Here is a 16,383-nt window from a genome sequence, read left to right on the forward strand (position 1 = left end):
ACCCATGCGCGTCACGACCCTGGGGGAGCTGGCCGTCGACGGCCGGCCGGTGAAGGGCGCGCGGCTGGCGGCGGTGGTCCGCGCCCTCATCGACGCGCGCGGGCGGGCGGTGTCCGTCGGCGCGCTCGTCGACGCCGTCTGGGACGTCGAGCCGCCCGACGACGCACCCGGCGCGGTGCAGGCGCTGGTGTCGCGGGCCCGGCGGCTGGGCCTGCCGGTGACCGCTGGCCCGGGCGGATACTTGGTGCCCGCCGAGGCCGTCGAGGTCGACGTGGTCGTGGCGCGGGCCCTGTTGGACGGCGGCCGGCGCGCGCTGGACGGCGGCGACCCCGAGGCGGCGACGGCCGCGGCGCGGCAGGCCCGGGCGCTGATCCCGGAGGTGCCCGACCTCGCCGCCGACACACCCGGATCGTCGCTGGTCAGACTCCTCGCCGACGTCGCCGCGCTCGACGCGGAGGCGACGCTCGCCGCCGGCCGCCCCGCGCAGGAGGCCGACCTGCGCCGGCTGGTCGCGCACCGGCCGCCGCACGAGCCCTCGGCGGCGCTGCTGGTGCGGGTCCTCGCCGCGCAGGGGCGCGACGCCGAGGCCCTCGACGTCGTCGAACGCCTCCGCGCCGAGCTCGCCGACGGCTACGGCGCCGACCCGTCACCGGCGGTCGAGGCGGTCCACGTGGCGCTGCTGCGCGGCGAGCTCACGCCGCGGGCCGCGCCGAAGATTACGCTGCCGGCCGGGTGGCGGCGGGCGGTGACCGCGCTGGTCGGGCGGGAGCAGGACGTGACCGCCGTGCTCGCGGCCCTCGACGCGGCGCCGCTGGTGACGGTCGTCGCCGCTGGCGGGGCCGGCAAGACCAGGCTCGCCGCCGAGGTCGCCCGCCGGGTCGCGGCGGGCGGGCGGGCCGTCACCGTCGTGGAGCTCGCCGGGCTGCGCACGTCGGCCGAGGTGCTGCCGGCGGTGCTCGCCGCGGTCAGTGCGGCGGATCCGGGGGGCGGCCGGCCCGAGTGGCGGTCGCTGGGTTCGCTGGAACGGCTGCGGCTGGTGGTACCGGAGCTGCATGGGCTCGTGGTGCTCGACAACTGTGAACACGTCCTGGAAGGGGCGGCCGGAGCGGCCGCGGAGCTGCTCGCGGCGCCGGACCTGGCGGTGCTCGCGACCAGCCGGGCGCCGCTGAGCCTGCCCGGCGAGGTCGCGCACCGGCTGACGCTGCCGGACGAGGCCGCGCTGGACCTCCTCGACGCGCGGGTCCGGGCCGGCGGGGCGGCGCCCTGCGACCCGGCGGCGGCCCTGGAGCTGTGTCACCGGCTCGACAACCTGCCGCTCGCGCTGGAGCTGGCCGCGGCGCGGCTGCGGCACATGCCGATCGGTGACGTCCTCGCCGGCCTCGCCGACCGGTTCGGGCTGCTCGACGACGCGCTGCGCGGCCTGCCCGACCGGCACGCGAGCCTGTGGGCGATGGTCGACTGGAGCCGGGAACTGCTCGGCGACGGCGACCGTGCGCTGCTGGAGCGGCTGGCGGTGATTCCCGCGCCGTTCACCGCGGACCTCGCCGGCGCCGTCGCCGGCTCCGGGGATGCCCGGCGCGGGCTGGCGGCGCTGGTGGAGCAGTCGCTGTTGTCGCTGCAGGCCGACGAGGACGGGGTACCGCGCTACCGCATGCTGGAGACCGTCCGTGAATACGGCGAGGTGCGCCTCGACGCCGCCGGCACCCGGGACGCCGCCATGACCGGGCTGACGCGCTGGGCGGCACAGGAGTCCGCGCGACTGGCCACGCGGTTCGTCGGGGCGGGTCAGCTGGCGGCGTTCCAGCGGTGCGCGACCGAGCAGGACAACCTGGTCGCGGCGCTGCGATGGGCGCTGGCACACGAGGACGACGCGGCGGCGGTCAACGTCATGGGGGCGCTGGCGCACCTGTGGACGGTCCGCGGGCTGCACACGGAGGTCGTCACGTGGACGCTGCGGGTGTTCCGCGTCGATGACCCGGCGGCCCAGCGGCACTGCGCGCTCCTGCACGGCGAGGCGGCCGTCGACGCCGAGCGGGCCACCTGGCTGTGCTTGTTCACCGGGCTCAACGCGTTCGTCGTGGACACCCCGCGGCTCTTCGCGCTGGTGCTGCGGACCCTGCGGGCGCTCGCGCCGCGCCGCGACGAGGTGTCGGTGCAGGCCTGGACCCTCGCGTCGGCGCTGCGGGCGCTGAGCTCGCCGGACCTGGACGTGGCCGTGCGCGCCGCCGGTGACCTGGTCGGCGACCCCGACCCCTACGTGCAGGGCTTCGGGTACTTCTTCCGGTCCATGATGCACGAGAACCGCGGCGCCCTCGCCGAGTCGATCGCCGACGCGGCCCTGGCCTACCAGCGGTTCGAGGAGGTCGGCGACCACTGGGGCATGGGCACGTCCGCGCAGATCATCGGCGGGCGCGGCGGGCCGGACGCGCACGAGTGGCTGCGGCACAGCGAACGGCACATGGACCTGCTCGGCGCGGCGGAGGACCTCAGCTCGATCCGCATCATGCTCGACGCGCGGGCGGCGTTCGCCGGCGACACCGCCGCGGCCGACCGGCTCAGGGTCGCGGCCCGCGCCGCCGACACCCACGAGTCGGACGTGGGGCTGGCGAACCTGGTCCTCGGCCAGCTCGCCCTGGCGCACGGCGAGCACGAGGAGGCGGTGACGCGCGCGGCGCGGGTCCTCGCCGCCGTCGAGGAGATCCCCGCGGGCGTGCCACAGGTGCGGGTGCTGTACCGCAGCGCCGTCGCGGTGCTGTTCCTGCGGCTGCCGGCCGCCGACCCGGACCGGGCCGCCCAGCTGCTGCGGCAGGGGCAGGGCGAGGCACTGTCCACCTATGACATCCCGGTGCTCGGGGCATGGGCGCTGGCGGGGTCGGCGCTCGCCGCGCACCTCGGCGAGGGGTACGCCGCGGAACTGTGGACGCTCGGGGTGCGGCTCGGTGGCAACGTCGAGCACCTGTTCCCCGACGGCGCCGGCGTGCCGGCCGTAGTCGAGGACAGCTGGAAATGGCACGAGCGGCCGGTGACCGAGGCCACCGACCGGCTCCGCGCACTCATGTCAGACCTTCTTGCGGTAGGCGGCGAGGGCTAGCGGCATGAACACCGCCACGAACCCGGCGCACCAGGCGAGCGTCCACCACACGTGGTTGCCGACCGGCGTGCCGAGGAACAGCCCGCGCATCGACTCGACCAGGTGCGTCAGCGGGTTGACCTTCACGAACCCCTGCATCCAGCCGGGCAGCGTCATCGTGCCGACGAACACGTTGGAGGCGAACGTCAGCGGCATCATCACCAGGAAGCCGATGCCCTGAACCGCGCCGGACGTGCGCACGAGCATCCCGACGAAGACCATCGCCCAGCTCAGGCACAGTCCGAACAGCACGGCCAGCAGACAGCCGGCGATCGCGTGCAGCGGGCTGGCGTCGATGCGGAAGCCCATCAGGTAGGCGAACGCGAACGTCGAGATGGTGACGATGACGTACCGGACGACGTCGCCGAGGACCGCGCCGATGAGCGGCGCCGAGCGGGCGATCGGCAGCGACCGGAACCGGTCGAAGATGCCCTTCTCCAGGTCGCTGTTGAGGTTGACGCCGATGGAGATGGCGCCCATCGCGATCGTCTGGGCGAGGATGCCGGGCATCAGGAACTGCAGGTACTGGTGCACCGTGACGTCGATCAACGCCTCCGGGGTCCGGTAGGTCTTGATCAGGCTGCGTTTCGTGAGTTCGAGCGAGTGGCGTACCAGCCGCAGCGGATTGAACTGGCTCTTGATCTGTGGTTGGACGGCGATGGTGGTCATGACGCCACCTCCGCTGCGCTGCGGCGTCGCCCTGACCCAGAACTGCCACATGATGACCGGCCCGAGCCGCTTCGCTGGCCGGTCATGACGCCACCTCCGCTGCGCTGCGGCGTCGCCCTGACCCAGAACTGCCACATGATGACCGGCCCGAGCCGCTTCGCTGGCCGGTCACTAGGGCACCATCCTTCTGACAGGGCCCTCTGAGAGGGTTGTTGTTGGAACTCGGCGAGAACTGAGAGACGGCCTGTGCCGGTCGCCCTTCGAGGGCCTGCATGACACCGCCGCTCTCGGTTCTTGTCGGGGCTGCCGACCGGCAACAGGGAGAAGCGCCGTAGAGCGCCGGTTAGTGACCACCCGGCAGTCAGCCCCGTTCGTCGAGTCACATCGCTGCCAAGCTGAGGAGAACCGTTGTCGCTCAACGTTGTTGGAGCTGAGTTCTTCGTCGGGATCGATTGGGCCTCGGCCACCCACGCGGTCTGTGTCCAGAACAGCGCCGGGCGGCGGGTCGCCGCGTTCACCGTGGAGCACACCGCCGTCGGTCTTGCCGGGCTGCTGCGCCGCCTGGCCGGTCTCGGGCACCCCGAGGCCATGCCGATCGGGATCGAACGACCCGACGGTCGGCTCGTCGACATCCTCCTGGAGGCCGGACACCCTGTGGTGCCGGTCAAACCCAACGCGATCAAAACCTGGCGGGACGGCGAAGTGTTGTCCGGCGCCAAGTCCGACGCGGGCGATGCGGAAGTCATCGCCGAGTACCTGCGGCACCACCGGCTGCAGCTGGCCACCCCGTACACGGCGCAGACGAAGGCGCTGCGCACCGTGACCCGGACCCGCGGGGACCTGGTCGACATGCGCGTCGCGGCCACCAACCAGCTCACCGCGCTGCTGGACACGCACTGGCCCGGCGCCGTGGCCGTCTTCGCCGACGTCGAGTCCCCGATCGCCCTGGACTTCCTGACCCGTTACCCGACCGCCCGCCACGCAGCGCACCTCGGCGCGAAACGCCTCACCGCGTTCTGCGTCAAACACGGCTACTCCGGCCGGCGCACCGGCGAGCAGCTCCTCGCCCGGCTGCGCGCCGCCCCAGCGGGGACTACCGACGAAGTCCTGTGCGAGGCCGTCCGCGACGCGGTGACCGCCCTCGTCACCGTCCTGCGCGCGGTCGTGGCCGCGTTGAAAACGCTCAGCCGCAGTGTCGTCGCCACACTCGGCGAACACCCGGACGCCGAGATCTTCACATCGCTGCCAAGGTCTGGTCAGATCAACGCCGCGCAGATCCTCGCCGAGTGGGGCGACTCCCGCGAAGCCTACGCCGGACCCGACTCCATCGCCGCGCTCGCCGGTGTCACCCCGGTGACCAAGGAATCCGGCAAACACCGAGCCGTGCACTTCAGATGGGCGTGCAACAAACGCTTCCGCGTCGCGGTCACCACCTTCGCCGACAACAGCCGCCACGACAGCGACTGGGCAGCAAGGGTCTACGCCGCCGCCTGCGCCCGCGGCCTGGACCACCCACACGCCATCCGCGTCCTCGCCCGAGCCTGGATCCGCGTCATCTGGCGCTGCTGGACCGACCAGACGCCATACAACCCCGACCGGCACGGCAACGCTGTACGACTGAACCAACCCACACAAACCACGTTGGTCGCTGCCTGAGGTTGACACAGGGAGTGTCATGCCGCCACCTCCTCGGCGTGGCTGGGGCGTCCGGTCAGGGTGAAGAAGACCTCGTCGAGGCTGGGCAGGTGCATGGAGAGCTCGGTGACGGCGATGCCCGCCGTGGCGAGCCGGGAGACGGCCTCGGTGAGCGCCTCGTCGCCGCTGACCGGCACCGCCAGGACGCCCTTGCGGGTCTGCTCCGCCGGCTTCTGACCGGTCGCGACCGCCGCCAGGATCAGCCCGGTCTTCTCCAGGTCCGCCGGGTCGGTGGGCCGCACCTCGAGGGTCTGCCCGCCGACGATCCGCTTGAGCCGCTCCGGGGTGTCGTTGGCGATCACCCGGCCGTGGTCGATGACGGTGATCTCGTCGGCGAGTGCCTCGGCCTCCTCCAGGTACTGCGTGGTCAGCAGCACCGTGGAGCCGTCGCGGACCAACGAGCGGACGACCTGCCACATGTCCTCGCGCTTGGACGGGTCCAGGCCGGTCGTCGGCTCGTCCAGGAAGATCACGTCGGGGCGGCCGACGAGGCTCGCGGCCAGGTCGAGCCGGCGGCGCATGCCACCGGAGTAGGTCTTCGCCGGCCGGTCCGCGGCCTCGGCCAGGTCGAACCACTCCAGCAGCTCCGCGGCCCGCTCCTTCGCCGCGCGCTTGCGCAGGTCGAGCAGGGTGCCGAAGAGCACCAGGTTCTGCCGGCCGGTCAGGTCCTCGTCGACGGAGGCGTACTGGCCGGTCAGCCCGATCCGGGAGCGGACCCGCTGGGCGTCGCGGGTCACGTCGAACCCGGCGATGCGGGCGTGCCCGGCGTCCGGGCGCAGCAGCGTGGACAGGATGCGCACGGCGGTGGTCTTGCCGGCGCCGTTCGGGCCGAGCACGCCGTGCACGGTCCCCTTGGGGACGACGAGATCGACGCCCTGCAGCGCCCTCGTCTCCCCGAATCGTTTGACGAGGCCCTCGGCCTCGACCATCAGATCTGTCATGGTGACCACCGTGCACGGGGTCGCTGACACGCGACCGACACGGCACCGACACGGCCGCGTCGTTACGCTTGGGCCCCATGTACGTGCCGAAGCACTTCACCGCGCCCTCGGACGAGGCCGTCCATGAACTGCTGTCCCGCGCGGCGGCCTGTGACCTGGTCACCTGGGACGGCGCCGGCATGGTCGCGACCACGCTGCCGCTGCTGTTCGACCCCGCGGCCGGCACGCTGATCGGGCACGTCGCCCGCAACAACACGCAGTGGCGGCACACCGGCAGCGAGGCGCTGACGATCGTGCGCGGGCCCGACGCGTACGTGTCGCCGTCGGCGTACGCGACGAAACGCGAGCACGGCCGGGTCGTGCCGACCTGGAACTACATCACCGCCCACGTGTACGGCACGCTCGTCGCCCACGACGACCCGGCGTGGACGGAGGACCTGGTGCGGCGCCTGACCGAGCGCCACGAGGCCGGCCGGCCGTCGCCCTGGTCGGTCGACGACGCGCCGCGCGCCTTCATCGAGGGGCAGCTGCGCGCGATCGTCGGCATCGAGATCGCGATCACCCGGATCGAGGCGAAGTGGAAGCTGAGCCAGAACCGCAGCACCGAGGACGTCGCCGGGGTCCGCGACGACCTGCGGGCCGCGCATCGCGGCAGTGAGACCGAACGGCAGGTGGCCGCGGCGATGGAGATCTCCTGACCCCCATCGCCGCTTCGTGCGGTCTTTTCCCGCGGGTCAGTCCTCGGCGGGCTTGTCCGCCACCAGCACCTCGGTGGTGAGGAAGAGCGCCGCGATGGAGGCGGCGTTCTGCAGGGCGGAGCGGGTGACCTTGGCCGGGTCGATGATGCCTTCGGCGAGGAGGTTCACGTAGTCGCCGGTGGCGGCGTTGAGGCCCCACCCGGCTTCCAGGTTGCGGACCTTCTCCACCACGACGCCGCCCTCGAGGCCGGCGTTGACCGCGATCTGGCGCAGCGGGGCGTCCAGGGCGACCTTGACGATGTTGGCGCCGGTGGCCTCGTCACCGACCAGGTCCAGCTTGTCGAACGCCGACTTGCCGGCCTGCACGAGCGCGACACCACCGCCGGGCACGATGCCCTCCTCGACGGCCGCCTTCGCGTTGCGCACGGCGTCCTCGATGCGGTGCTTGCGCTCCTTGAGCTCGACCTCGGTGGCCGCACCGACCTTGATCACCGCAACGCCACCGGCGAGCTTCGCCAGCCGCTCCTGCAGCTTCTCCCGGTCGTAGTCCGAGTCCGACTTCTCGATCTCGGCCCGGATCTGCGCCACCCGCCCGTTGATCGCGTCCAGCTCGCCCGTGCCCTCGACCAGGGTCGTCTCGTCCTTGGTGACGACCAGCTTCCGGGCGTGCCCGAGCAGGTCGAGCGTGGCGTTCTCCAACTTCAGGCCCACGGTCTCGGAGATCACCTGGGCGCCGGTCAGGATCGCGAGGTCGGTCAGCATCGCCTTGCGACGGTCGCCGAACCCGGGCGCCTTCACCGCGACGGACTTGAACGTGCCGCGGATCTTGTTCACGATCAGCGTGGCCAGGGCCTCACCGTCGACGTCCTCGGCGATGATCGCCAGAGGCTTGCCGGACTGCATGACCTTCTCCAGGATCGGCAGGAGGTCCTTCACGGTGGAGATCTTCGACTCGACGATGAGGATGTAGGGGTCGTCGAGGACCGTCTCCATCCGCTCGGTGTCGGTGACGAAGTACGGCGAGATGTAGCCCTTGTCGAAGCGCATGCCCTCGGTGAGCTCCAGCTCCAGCCCGAAGGTGTTGCTCTCCTCGACCGTGATGACGCCTTCCTTGCCGACCTTGTCCATCGCCTCGGCGATGATCTCGCCGACCGTGGAGTCACCGGCGGAGATCGACGCGGCCGCCGCGATCTGCTCCTTGGTCTCCACGTCCTTGGCGAGCTTCGACAGCTCCTCGATGACGGAGGCCACCGCCGCCTCGATGCCACGCTTCAGCGCGAGCGGGTTCGCGCCCGCGGCGACGTTGCGCAGGCCCTCGCGGACCAGCGCCTGGGCGAGGACGGTCGCGGTCGTCGTGCCGTCACCGGCGACGTCGTCCGTCTTCTTCGCGACCTCCTTGACCAGCTCGGCGCCGAGCTTCTCATAGGGGTCCTCGAGCTCGATCTCCTTGGCGATGCTCACACCGTCGTTGGTGATGGTGGGCGCGCCCCATTTGGTGTCCAGGACGACGTTGCGGCCCCTCGGGCCGAGCGTCACCTTCACGGTGTCGGCGAGGGTGTTCATACCTCGCTCAAGGCCGCGGCGCGCCTCTTCGCCGAATGCGATCAACTTGGCCATCTGCGTCGTCCTCTGGATCGGTGTGCGTCAGCTCGGACCGACCCTGCGATGACCGTGGCGGACGGTCACAACTGAATGCGGTTGGCACTCGCATAGGGCGAGTGCTAACACCGGTGTAGCACCCGCCCCTGCGAAACACAAGCTCCGGGCGGCGTTCGCGGCCTCGGTACAGGCGTAGGGTGAGCGTGTCGCTTCAGCCCTTGGCGATCGGTCCACCGCCGGTCCTGCCGGTCGTGGCCCGCCCTGATCGACGCCAGCTTGATGGAAGCGGACCGCCGTGCTCACACCCGCCCAGCGCGCCATTGTCGTCCCGCCCGGCCCGCCGTCCTCGCCACGGCTGGAGTTGGCCGAGTCGCGCACCGACCGGTCCGTCCTCGACGGTGCCTGGTGGCCCCGGTCCACGGATCCGGTCGCCGAGCTGCCGGGGCTCGTCGTCGCGCTCGCCGCCCGCTACGGGCCGGTGCACCGGCTGATGCTCAACGCCGACGCGTGGGACACCCGGGTCCGGCGGCTGGCGGTCGACGGCGGGGTCGTGCGGATCGGCTGGTTCAGCACCGTGGACCCGTCGGTCGTGGTCGCCACCACCGACCGCGGCACCCAGATCGACCTGCTCGTCGTGCCACCGGCGACCGGCGAGGACGACGCGAAGGCGATGATGGCCGCGGCCGCCGCGCCCACCAACCGCCTGCGCGCACCGGCCATCCTGCACCCGGCGTAGACACCGCCGCGCCGTTGCCGATGCTCGCGCCTCTGCTTGGTGCGCTGGTCGGTCAGCAGTCCATCGGTGATCGCGGGCCGGCCCAGGTCACGGTGCTCTTCGCCGGGGCCCTGACCCGTGGCTTCGCCGCGCCGCCCGACGGGACGTACAGCGCGGGCGTCACCCCGGCGACGCTGTGGCGCTCCCGCACCTGCCGCGCCATGACCCGGGTGAGCGACGCCGGCAGCCCGAGCTCCTCCAGCTGCACCCGATCGACCCGCACGCCCCACCCGTCGTCGACCGCGGCGACCACCGCGCCGGTGAGCGCCGCGTTGAGGTCGGCACGGTTGGCCAGCAGATCACCGAGGTCCACCCGGCTGATCGCGGCCCGGATCGCGGCGCGGGCGGTCGCCGGCACCGCCCGCTGGTAGTCCTCCACGCCGAACAGCGCCGCGGCCGGGTCGACGACGTGGAACGTCACCAGCGCGTGCAGCCCGACGGCGACCTTGTCCCGGGTGATCACGTCCTGGGCGGCGACATCGGCCACGACCGTCCACAGGCTGACCCGGTGCAGCCGGTCGACGCCCGGCAACACGAACGTCGGGCCGGGGGCCCGTGTCCGCACCCGCGGCCGGCCGAGACGCACGACCACACCGCGCTCGTGCGGCCGGATCACCCGCACCGCCGCGCGCGCCGCCAGAGCGAGACAGCCGATGGCTGCCGCGCACCCGATGATCGCCGGTGCATCCATGGCGCACTTCCTGTCGACGTGCAAGCGGCAAGTGGCGGCGGAGGGGTGGCCTTGATGGTACGCCCGTGCGATGACATGGGCCGACGCCGTGCGGGTGCGGTCCGGCCGGGGTAGCGTTGAGGAGGCCTCCCCAGACCCTGGTGGCGCTGAGATCACCTTTCACGCATCCCACGGTCGGGGACTTCTTCATGAGCACGTATGCGCAGCCCTTACCGGGCGATGTCGGCAGTCAGTACGCCCAACTCTCCCGCCGCGTGAAACAGGCCGGCCTCCTCGAGCGCCGCGGTGGCTACTACGCGACCCGGATCGCGTCCGTCGGCGTCCTGCTGGTGGCCACCTGGACGGCGTTCGTGCTCATCGGCCAGTCCTGGTGGCAGCTGCTCACCGCGGTGCTGCTCGCGGCGCTGTTCACGCAGGTGGGCTTCATCGGCCACGACGCCGGTCACCGCCAGATCTTCCGGTCGCGCCGCGCCAACGATCTGCTCGGCCTGTTCCACGCCAACCTCGCCATCGGGCTGAGCTACGGCTGGTGGATCGACAAGCACAACCGGCACCACGCCAACCCCAACACCGAGGGCGCCGATCCGGACATCGTCGTGGCGCCCCTGGCGTTCACCACCGGCCAGGCCGGTCGGCTGCGCGGGGTACGGGCGGCGTTCGTCCGCGTGCAGGGCTACCTCTTCCTGCCACTGCTGACCCTCGAGGCGATGAGCCTGCACCTCAGCAGCGTCCAGGCGATGTTCCGGGCGAAGCTGCGCCGGCGGCCGACCGAGATCGCGCTGCTGGGCACCCACGCCGTGCTCTACCTGACCGCGGTCTTCGTCGTGCTCAGCCCGCTGCAGGGCCTGGTCTTCATCGCCGTGCACCAGGGGCTGTTCGGCGTGTACCTGGGCAGCGCCTTCGCCCCGAACCACAAGGGCATGCCGATCCTCGACGCCGACAACCAGCTGGACTACCTGCGCCGGCAGGTGCTCACGTCCCGCAACGTGCGGGGCGGCTGGCTCGTCGACACCGCGCTCGGCGGCCTCAACTATCAGATCGAGCACCACCTCTTCCCCAGCATGCCGCGCGCCAACCTGCGCCGCGCCCAGATCCTCGTGCGCCGCTTCTGCGCCGACAACGGCGTCGACTACTGCGAGACCAGCCTGTGGCGGTCGTGGCGCGAGGTCCTGCGGCACCTGGACAGCGTGGGCACCGTGGTACCCGAGGGAGGACTGGCGCCGGGCCGGTGATGCGGCACCGGTGCGGATTGCAGTAGCGTCGGCCGTAGCGATGCCGGTCCCGGCGTCCGGCTGCCCAGGTGCCCGGCAGCGTCCTTCAGCTGTGCGGGCCCAGTGCTGGTTGCGGCGGCGTGCCGGAGGCGGGTGTCATGGTTGATCTGGAGCGGGCCTGCATCGACGCCGTGCGGGCACTGTCCGCCTCAGGCGTCGGGGTGAGCGTGATGGCCGACGACGGGGTCCACGGCATGGCAGCCGCGTCCGACGCGCACACCGCAATGGTCGAGGACCTCCAGTTCACCTACGGGGAAGGTCCGTGCATCGACGCGTTCGCCAGCGGCCTCCCGGTGCTGGTGTCCGATCTCACCGACGGCGCCGCCCGGCAGTGGCCGGTCTACGCCCCCGCCGTGCGGGCCGAGGGGATCAGCGCCGTGTTCGCCTTCCCGCTGCAGATCGGCGCGGCCCGGCTGGGCGTGGTCGACGTGCTCCGGACCAGCCCCGGCCCCTTGTCCCGGGCCGACCTCGGTCGTGCCCTCACCGTCGCCGACCAGATGGTGACGTTGCTGTTGGACGGCCAGGAGCGCGGTGACGGCGCGGGCGTCGGGCACCGGGCCGAGCTCTTCCAGGCGCAGGGGATGGTCAGCGTCCAGCTGTGCGTCGCGCTCGCCGAGGCCATGGTCCGGATCCGCGCACACGCCTACGCCGAGAACCGTCCGTTGAGCGAGGTGGCCGCTGACATCGTGGCCCGGCGGCTGCGCTTCGACATCGGGCGCCCATGACCGACCACACGACATCCGCAGGGAAGGCCGGGAAGCTGTCATGACCACCGTATCCGAGCAACGGCTGGCGGAGATCTTCGTCGAGGTCGCCGACACCCTCGTCGCCGAGTTCGACCTGATCGAGTTCCTGCAGATGCTCGCCGACCGGGCGGCCAGCCTCGTCGACGACACCACGGTGGGCCTGCTCCTCGCCGACCAGCGGGGCGGGCTGCAGTTCATGGCAGCCTCCGACGAGTCGGCCAAGCTGCTCGAGGTGTTCCAGCTGCAGTGGAGCGACGGACCCTGCCTGGACGCGTTCCGCACCGCCTCCGCCGTCGTCAACGCCGACCTGCGCGCCGCGGGTGACCGCTGGCCCCGCTTCGCCGCCTACGCGAGCGCCGCCGGGTTCTGCTCCGTGCACGCGTTTCCGCTCCGCCTGCGGGAGGACGTCATCGGCGCGATGGGCCTCTTCGGTACCCAGAACGCCGTGTTCGACGACGCCGACGTGCAGATCATCCAGGCGATGGCCGACGTGGCCGCCATCGGCCTGCTGCAGGAACGCGCGATCCGCCGTGGCGAGCTGCTCACCGAGCAGCTGCAGGGCGCGCTGAACAGCCGCATCGTCATCGAGCAGGCCAAGGGCGCCGTCGCCCAGGCATTCCACATCTCCGTGGACGAGGCCTTCGAGCTGCTGCGCGCCAACGCCCGGCGCACCAACCGCCGCCTCGGCGAGGTCGCGCGCGTCGCGGTCACCGACATGCGTGGCCTGGGCGACCTGACCGCCTAGCTTGCCGGCTTTCCGCTCAGGCCGGCTCTTCTTCTCGGGTCAGGTCGGCCACGTCGAGCTTGAGCAGGTTGAGCAGGCCCGAGTTCTTGGCGGTGTCGATCTCGTCCGGCATCGTCCGGTCGACCCAGTCCGCCCGGTCGTTCTGCCCGCGACTGCGCAGGATGGCAAGGATCTTGGATTTCGCGACGGTCATGGTTACTCCCGAAATGGTGACTGCTGGACGGTGGTCATCAGTCAGCCGGGGATCACCGTCTACGGTGCGGCCAAAGGAGAACGTCGCCCGGTTCCGGGCGCCTGTGTCGATTCTACGCCCGCCCCGCCGTGACGCCCGCGGCCCGGCGACGTGTGGCGTCGCCGGGCCGCGGTATCGGGTGCCGCGGTGCTCGCATTGATCAGGTGACGGTCAGCTTCAACGACTTGAAGTTGTCCCGGCCGTCAACGTCGCCGTAGCAGTCCGTGTCGTCGTGCTCTCTGTCCGTGATGCTGGTGAACACGTGGATCACCGTCTCGATCTGGGCGCCGGCGGGGAAGGTGGCCGACGTCCCGGTGAAGTCGACCTTGGTGTCCTTGCCGACCTGGAGCTTCGGCAGCTCGCAGCGGAGGGTGACCTCGAAGTTGTCGATGAGCCGGCAGTTGCCGGGCGGGTTCTTCAGCGAGATCCCGTTGGGCACCCTGAGCCGGAGCACCGGCTGCTGCGCCGTCGGACCGGCGTTGTGGGTCGTCGCGGTCAGCGTCCCGGTGATCTCGGCGCCGTTGACGCGCACGGAGTGTCCGCGAGCTTCACGCCGAGGTCGGTCAGCCGCGGGTTCTGCGGCATCGCCGTCGGGCCGCCGGTCTGCGCGAACGCCGCGCCGGCCCACGAGTACGCGCGCCAGTGGTAGTCCGTCACCGGCTGCTCGTCGTCGATGCAGCAGATCACCCGATCGCCGAGCTCCGCCTCGACCGAGGCGCCGGCGACGCGGATGTCGCGGATCACCTCGGGCCGCCCCGTCGTTGTCGACGTCGGCGTAGACCACCTTCTTGATCGAGGTGACACCGATCCGCGAGAGCTCGGCAACCTCGTCGGACGCCTTCGTCCTGCCCTTGCTGAACTGCCGTTGCCCGCTCGGGCACAGCTGCTGGTTCAGGTCCGGGTCGGCCCACTTCGGCAGGTCGAGCGCCGCGTTGCCGAGGTCCGTCTGGCTGATCCTGCCGTCGGACGCCGCCTTGGTCGGCGCCGCCGTCGGCTCCGTGCCCGGCGTCGCCGACCCGCTGACCGTCGCGGTCGTCCCCGGGCGAGCGATCGGGGGAAGCTGCGGCGGTGCGGGAGCACTGCGGGAGCACTGCGCGGTCCGGCAGCGCAGGGACGGCGGCGGGATGACACATGCCGCCACAAGGCCTGTGGCGGCGGGCGGCGTCTCAGTCACGCGAACGGCGCCGCGTTTCGGACGAGGCCGTGACGATGAGCGTGGCGGCAGGCGGCGTCCCCGCGTGCGAAACGGCGCCGCGCTTCCCGAAACGACAACCGTCCTTTGCATGGGACGGTGCCGCGCTTCGAACGAGGCGTGCGACGACGAGCGTGGCGGCAGACGGCGTTCCTGTCATGCGAACGGCGCCGCGGGTTTGCGACACGGCGCCCGCACCGCGCTCGAACCGCGCTGTACTTCGGACGAGGCCCGTGGCGACTCGCGTGGCTGCTGGCGGCGTCCCCGCGTGCGAAAACGGCGTCGCGCTTCCCGAAACGACAACCGTCCTTTGCGCAGGACGGTGCCGCGCTTCGGACGAGGCGTGCCACGACGTGCGTGGCGGCAGGCGACGTCCCTGTCGCAGGAATGGCGCCGCGCTTTCGCGAAACGACACCTGTGCTTCCCGCGAACCGTGCCGCGCTCTGTGGAAAGCGGGATCGCGCGGCGGGAGGGGGTGGGGGACGCGTCGGCGTGGGTGGTGGGTTGGAGGTTACGAGGCCGGTAGGTGGCAGACGGCTTCGACGTTGTTGCCGTCGGGGTCGCGGAGGAAGGCGCCGAAATAGTCGGGGTGGTATTCGGGGAAGACACGGGGGGCGTGGAGGACCTCGGCGCCGAAGGCGACGCCTGCCTCGTGGAAGGCGATGACCGTCGCGCGGTCGGTGGCGGCGAAGGCGACGTGCAGCTCGCGCTGGACGCCGTCGACGGTCACCGGGCCCAGCCAGAAGTCGGGCTTGGTGACGCCGTAACCGGCGACGCCGGGGAACTCCATCATGCGTTTTGCGCCGAGCGGTGCGAGGACCGCGTCGTAGAACGCCTTGCTGGCTGTCAGGTCGGCGACCTGGATCCCGATGTGGTCAAGCATGCCTCCAGTCTATGGAGACGACCGACATTTTCTCCCGGATCGAGGGCCTCAGCCGATCCGTTCGACCACGTTGCCGTCGCCGTCGCGGATGAGGGTTGGGCGGACGTCGACGATCAGGCCCGGGGCCTCTGGGACGGGGGACACGCCGGCCAAGGGGACCAGGACACCGGTCAGGTGGTCCAGGGCCTCGTCCGTGAGGACGATCTTCAACAGGACGGGGTCACTGTTGGTGCCGAGGGCGAAGCTGCCTGACGAGAACTCGACGCTGCTGTCGGGGCCGTCGACGATGAGGGTCCGGCCGAAGCGCAGGCGGCCGCGCAGGATCGCGGCGATGCGCTCGACGGCGTGGGCGCCGATGACGAGGCGGAAGCCGTCGCCGTCGGGGAGCCAGGCGAACTCGGCGACGGCCAGGCTGCCGGTGGATGAGCCGTCGCGGCGGCGGCCGGCGGCGACCTTGTCGGCGAAGGCGGGGATGTCGGTGAGGGACTTGCGGCGCAGGTCGGTGATGAACAGCGGCGCGTATCCGACGGCGAGGTTGAGCACGGCCTCCACGCTCCACGTCTGGGTGGCCGCGTATTCGTCCAGGGTCATGCCGAAGATCTGCAGGAACCGCACCTTGCCGAACGGGGCGTTGATGACGCCGAGCTCCGGGTCCTCGACGAATGCGATGGCACGGATCGGCGTCTGGTACTCCAGCGCAATCGGCCCGTTGAGATCCATCTGGTGGTTGGGCGCGAAACCGTTGCCGCTGCTGAAGTTGTAGCGGGCCAGGTTCTGCAGGAAGTTGGCGGCCCAGACCGGCGGCTCGGTCTCGCCCGGCTCGCGGCGCACCCTGAACGTGAACTCGTAACCCCAGCCGGACCACTCCGCGTCGGGATTCGGCGCCGAATACAGCTCGCTCATGCCGTAGCTGACGATGTGCCAGTGCGGCACCGGCGATTCGCGGGCGTAGAAGCTGATGCCGTCCAGCGGATCGGGGCCGCCGAGCGACCATTTGAGCAGCGTGGCGTAGTGCTTCGGCTCGATGCCGGGGTAAAGGCGGTCGAGCGCGGCGTCGATGGCGTCCCAGCCGGGTGCGTCGGAGGTCACCAGCCGACCTAACCACAGTTCAGAAAT

Annotated in this window: 16 protein-coding genes; 7 read left to right on the forward strand and 9 right to left on the reverse strand. The window is 71.5% G+C overall.

Features of this window, described 5'->3' with window-relative positions; genetic code table 11:
* The first annotated feature begins 4 nt into the window (after positions 1 to 4).
* Positions 5 to 3,091 carry an ATP-binding protein gene (locus OHA72_RS11145; protein ID WP_327007768.1) on the forward strand — a complete coding sequence of 1,029 codons (3,087 nt, stop codon included), beginning with the start codon at positions 5 to 7 and terminating at the stop codon, positions 3,089 to 3,091.
* Here the strand turns inward: OHA72_RS11145 and OHA72_RS11150 are convergent.
* Positions 3,059 to 3,799 (reverse strand): ABC transporter permease, encoded by a 741-nt coding sequence (locus OHA72_RS11150; protein WP_327007769.1) that lies wholly within the window; start codon positions 3,797 to 3,799, stop codon positions 3,059 to 3,061. The two genes, OHA72_RS11145 and OHA72_RS11150, sit on opposite strands and share 33 nt — an antisense overlap.
* A gap of 408 nt (positions 3,800 to 4,207) precedes the next feature.
* Between OHA72_RS11150 and OHA72_RS11155 the strand changes: the two genes are divergently transcribed.
* Positions 4,208 to 5,455 carry an IS110 family RNA-guided transposase gene (locus tag OHA72_RS11155; protein ID WP_327007770.1) on the forward strand — a complete coding sequence of 416 codons (1,248 nt, stop codon included), beginning with the start codon at positions 4,208 to 4,210 and terminating at the stop codon, positions 5,453 to 5,455.
* Positions 5,456 to 5,472: 17 nt separating this feature from the next.
* On the opposite strand, the gene OHA72_RS11160 is transcribed toward OHA72_RS11155, so the two are convergent.
* Positions 5,473 to 6,435: an ATP-binding cassette domain-containing protein gene (locus tag OHA72_RS11160; RefSeq protein ID WP_327007771.1), complete on the reverse strand. Its 963-nt coding sequence runs from the start codon at positions 6,433 to 6,435 to the stop codon at positions 5,473 to 5,475.
* A 77-nt stretch (positions 6,436 to 6,512) separates the two neighbouring features.
* Here OHA72_RS11160 and OHA72_RS11165 point away from each other — a divergent pair, with 77 nt between their 5' ends.
* On the forward strand, positions 6,513 to 7,133 hold the full coding sequence (locus OHA72_RS11165) for an FMN-binding negative transcriptional regulator (protein WP_327007772.1): 621 nt from the start codon (positions 6,513 to 6,515) through the stop codon (positions 7,131 to 7,133).
* 36 nt (positions 7,134 to 7,169) lie between these two features.
* On the opposite strand, the gene groL is transcribed toward OHA72_RS11165, so the two are convergent.
* Positions 7,170 to 8,750, reverse strand: a complete 1,581-nt coding sequence (groL, locus tag OHA72_RS11170) for a chaperonin GroEL (protein WP_327007773.1) — start codon at positions 8,748 to 8,750, stop codon at positions 7,170 to 7,172.
* Between the two features lie 277 nt (positions 8,751 to 9,027).
* Here groL and OHA72_RS11175 point away from each other — a divergent pair, with 277 nt between their 5' ends.
* On the forward strand, positions 9,028 to 9,468 hold the full coding sequence (locus tag OHA72_RS11175) for a DUF5994 family protein (protein WP_327007774.1): 441 nt from the start codon (positions 9,028 to 9,030) through the stop codon (positions 9,466 to 9,468).
* A 52-nt stretch (positions 9,469 to 9,520) separates the two neighbouring features.
* On the opposite strand, the gene OHA72_RS11180 is transcribed toward OHA72_RS11175, so the two are convergent.
* Positions 9,521 to 10,198 (reverse strand): SPFH domain-containing protein, encoded by a 678-nt coding sequence (locus OHA72_RS11180; RefSeq protein ID WP_327007775.1) that lies wholly within the window; start codon positions 10,196 to 10,198, stop codon positions 9,521 to 9,523.
* Between the two features lie 188 nt (positions 10,199 to 10,386).
* Between OHA72_RS11180 and OHA72_RS11185 the strand changes: the two genes are divergently transcribed.
* From OHA72_RS11185 to OHA72_RS11195, 3 genes are all read left to right on the forward strand, one after another.
* Positions 10,387 to 11,430: a fatty acid desaturase family protein gene (locus tag OHA72_RS11185; protein ID WP_327007776.1), complete on the forward strand. Its 1,044-nt coding sequence runs from the start codon at positions 10,387 to 10,389 to the stop codon at positions 11,428 to 11,430.
* Between the two features lie 137 nt (positions 11,431 to 11,567).
* A complete protein-coding gene (locus OHA72_RS11190; RefSeq protein ID WP_327007777.1) occupies positions 11,568 to 12,194 on the forward strand; it encodes a GAF and ANTAR domain-containing protein in 627 nt (208 codons plus the stop codon).
* 40 nt (positions 12,195 to 12,234) lie between these two features.
* A complete protein-coding gene (locus tag OHA72_RS11195; protein WP_327007778.1) occupies positions 12,235 to 12,960 on the forward strand; it encodes a GAF and ANTAR domain-containing protein in 726 nt (241 codons plus the stop codon).
* 16 nt (positions 12,961 to 12,976) lie between these two features.
* Here the strand turns inward: OHA72_RS11195 and OHA72_RS11200 are convergent, their stop codons facing one another.
* From OHA72_RS11200 to OHA72_RS11220, 5 genes are all read right to left on the reverse strand, one after another.
* A complete protein-coding gene (locus tag OHA72_RS11200; protein WP_327007779.1) occupies positions 12,977 to 13,153 on the reverse strand; it encodes a hypothetical protein in 177 nt (58 codons plus the stop codon).
* Positions 13,154 to 13,352: 199 nt separating this feature from the next.
* On the reverse strand, positions 13,353 to 13,724 hold the full coding sequence (locus tag OHA72_RS11205; protein ID WP_327007780.1) for a hypothetical protein: 372 nt from the start codon (positions 13,722 to 13,724) through the stop codon (positions 13,353 to 13,355).
* A complete protein-coding gene (locus tag OHA72_RS11210) occupies positions 13,688 to 13,936 on the reverse strand; it encodes a hypothetical protein (protein WP_327007781.1) in 249 nt (82 codons plus the stop codon). The genes OHA72_RS11205 and OHA72_RS11210 overlap by 37 nt, the downstream gene beginning before the upstream one ends.
* Positions 13,937 to 14,895: 959 nt before the next feature.
* Entirely contained in the window at positions 14,896 to 15,267 is a 372-nt protein-coding gene (locus OHA72_RS11215; protein ID WP_327007782.1) for a VOC family protein, read from the reverse strand.
* 48 nt (positions 15,268 to 15,315) lie between these two features.
* A complete protein-coding gene (locus tag OHA72_RS11220) occupies positions 15,316 to 16,356 on the reverse strand; it encodes a suppressor of fused domain protein (RefSeq protein WP_327007783.1) in 1,041 nt (346 codons plus the stop codon).
* Between the last annotated feature and the right edge of the window lie 27 nt (positions 16,357 to 16,383).

The organism is Dactylosporangium sp. NBC_01737, from assembly GCF_035963215.1.
GTDB lineage: Bacteria > Actinomycetota > Actinomycetes > Mycobacteriales > Micromonosporaceae > Dactylosporangium.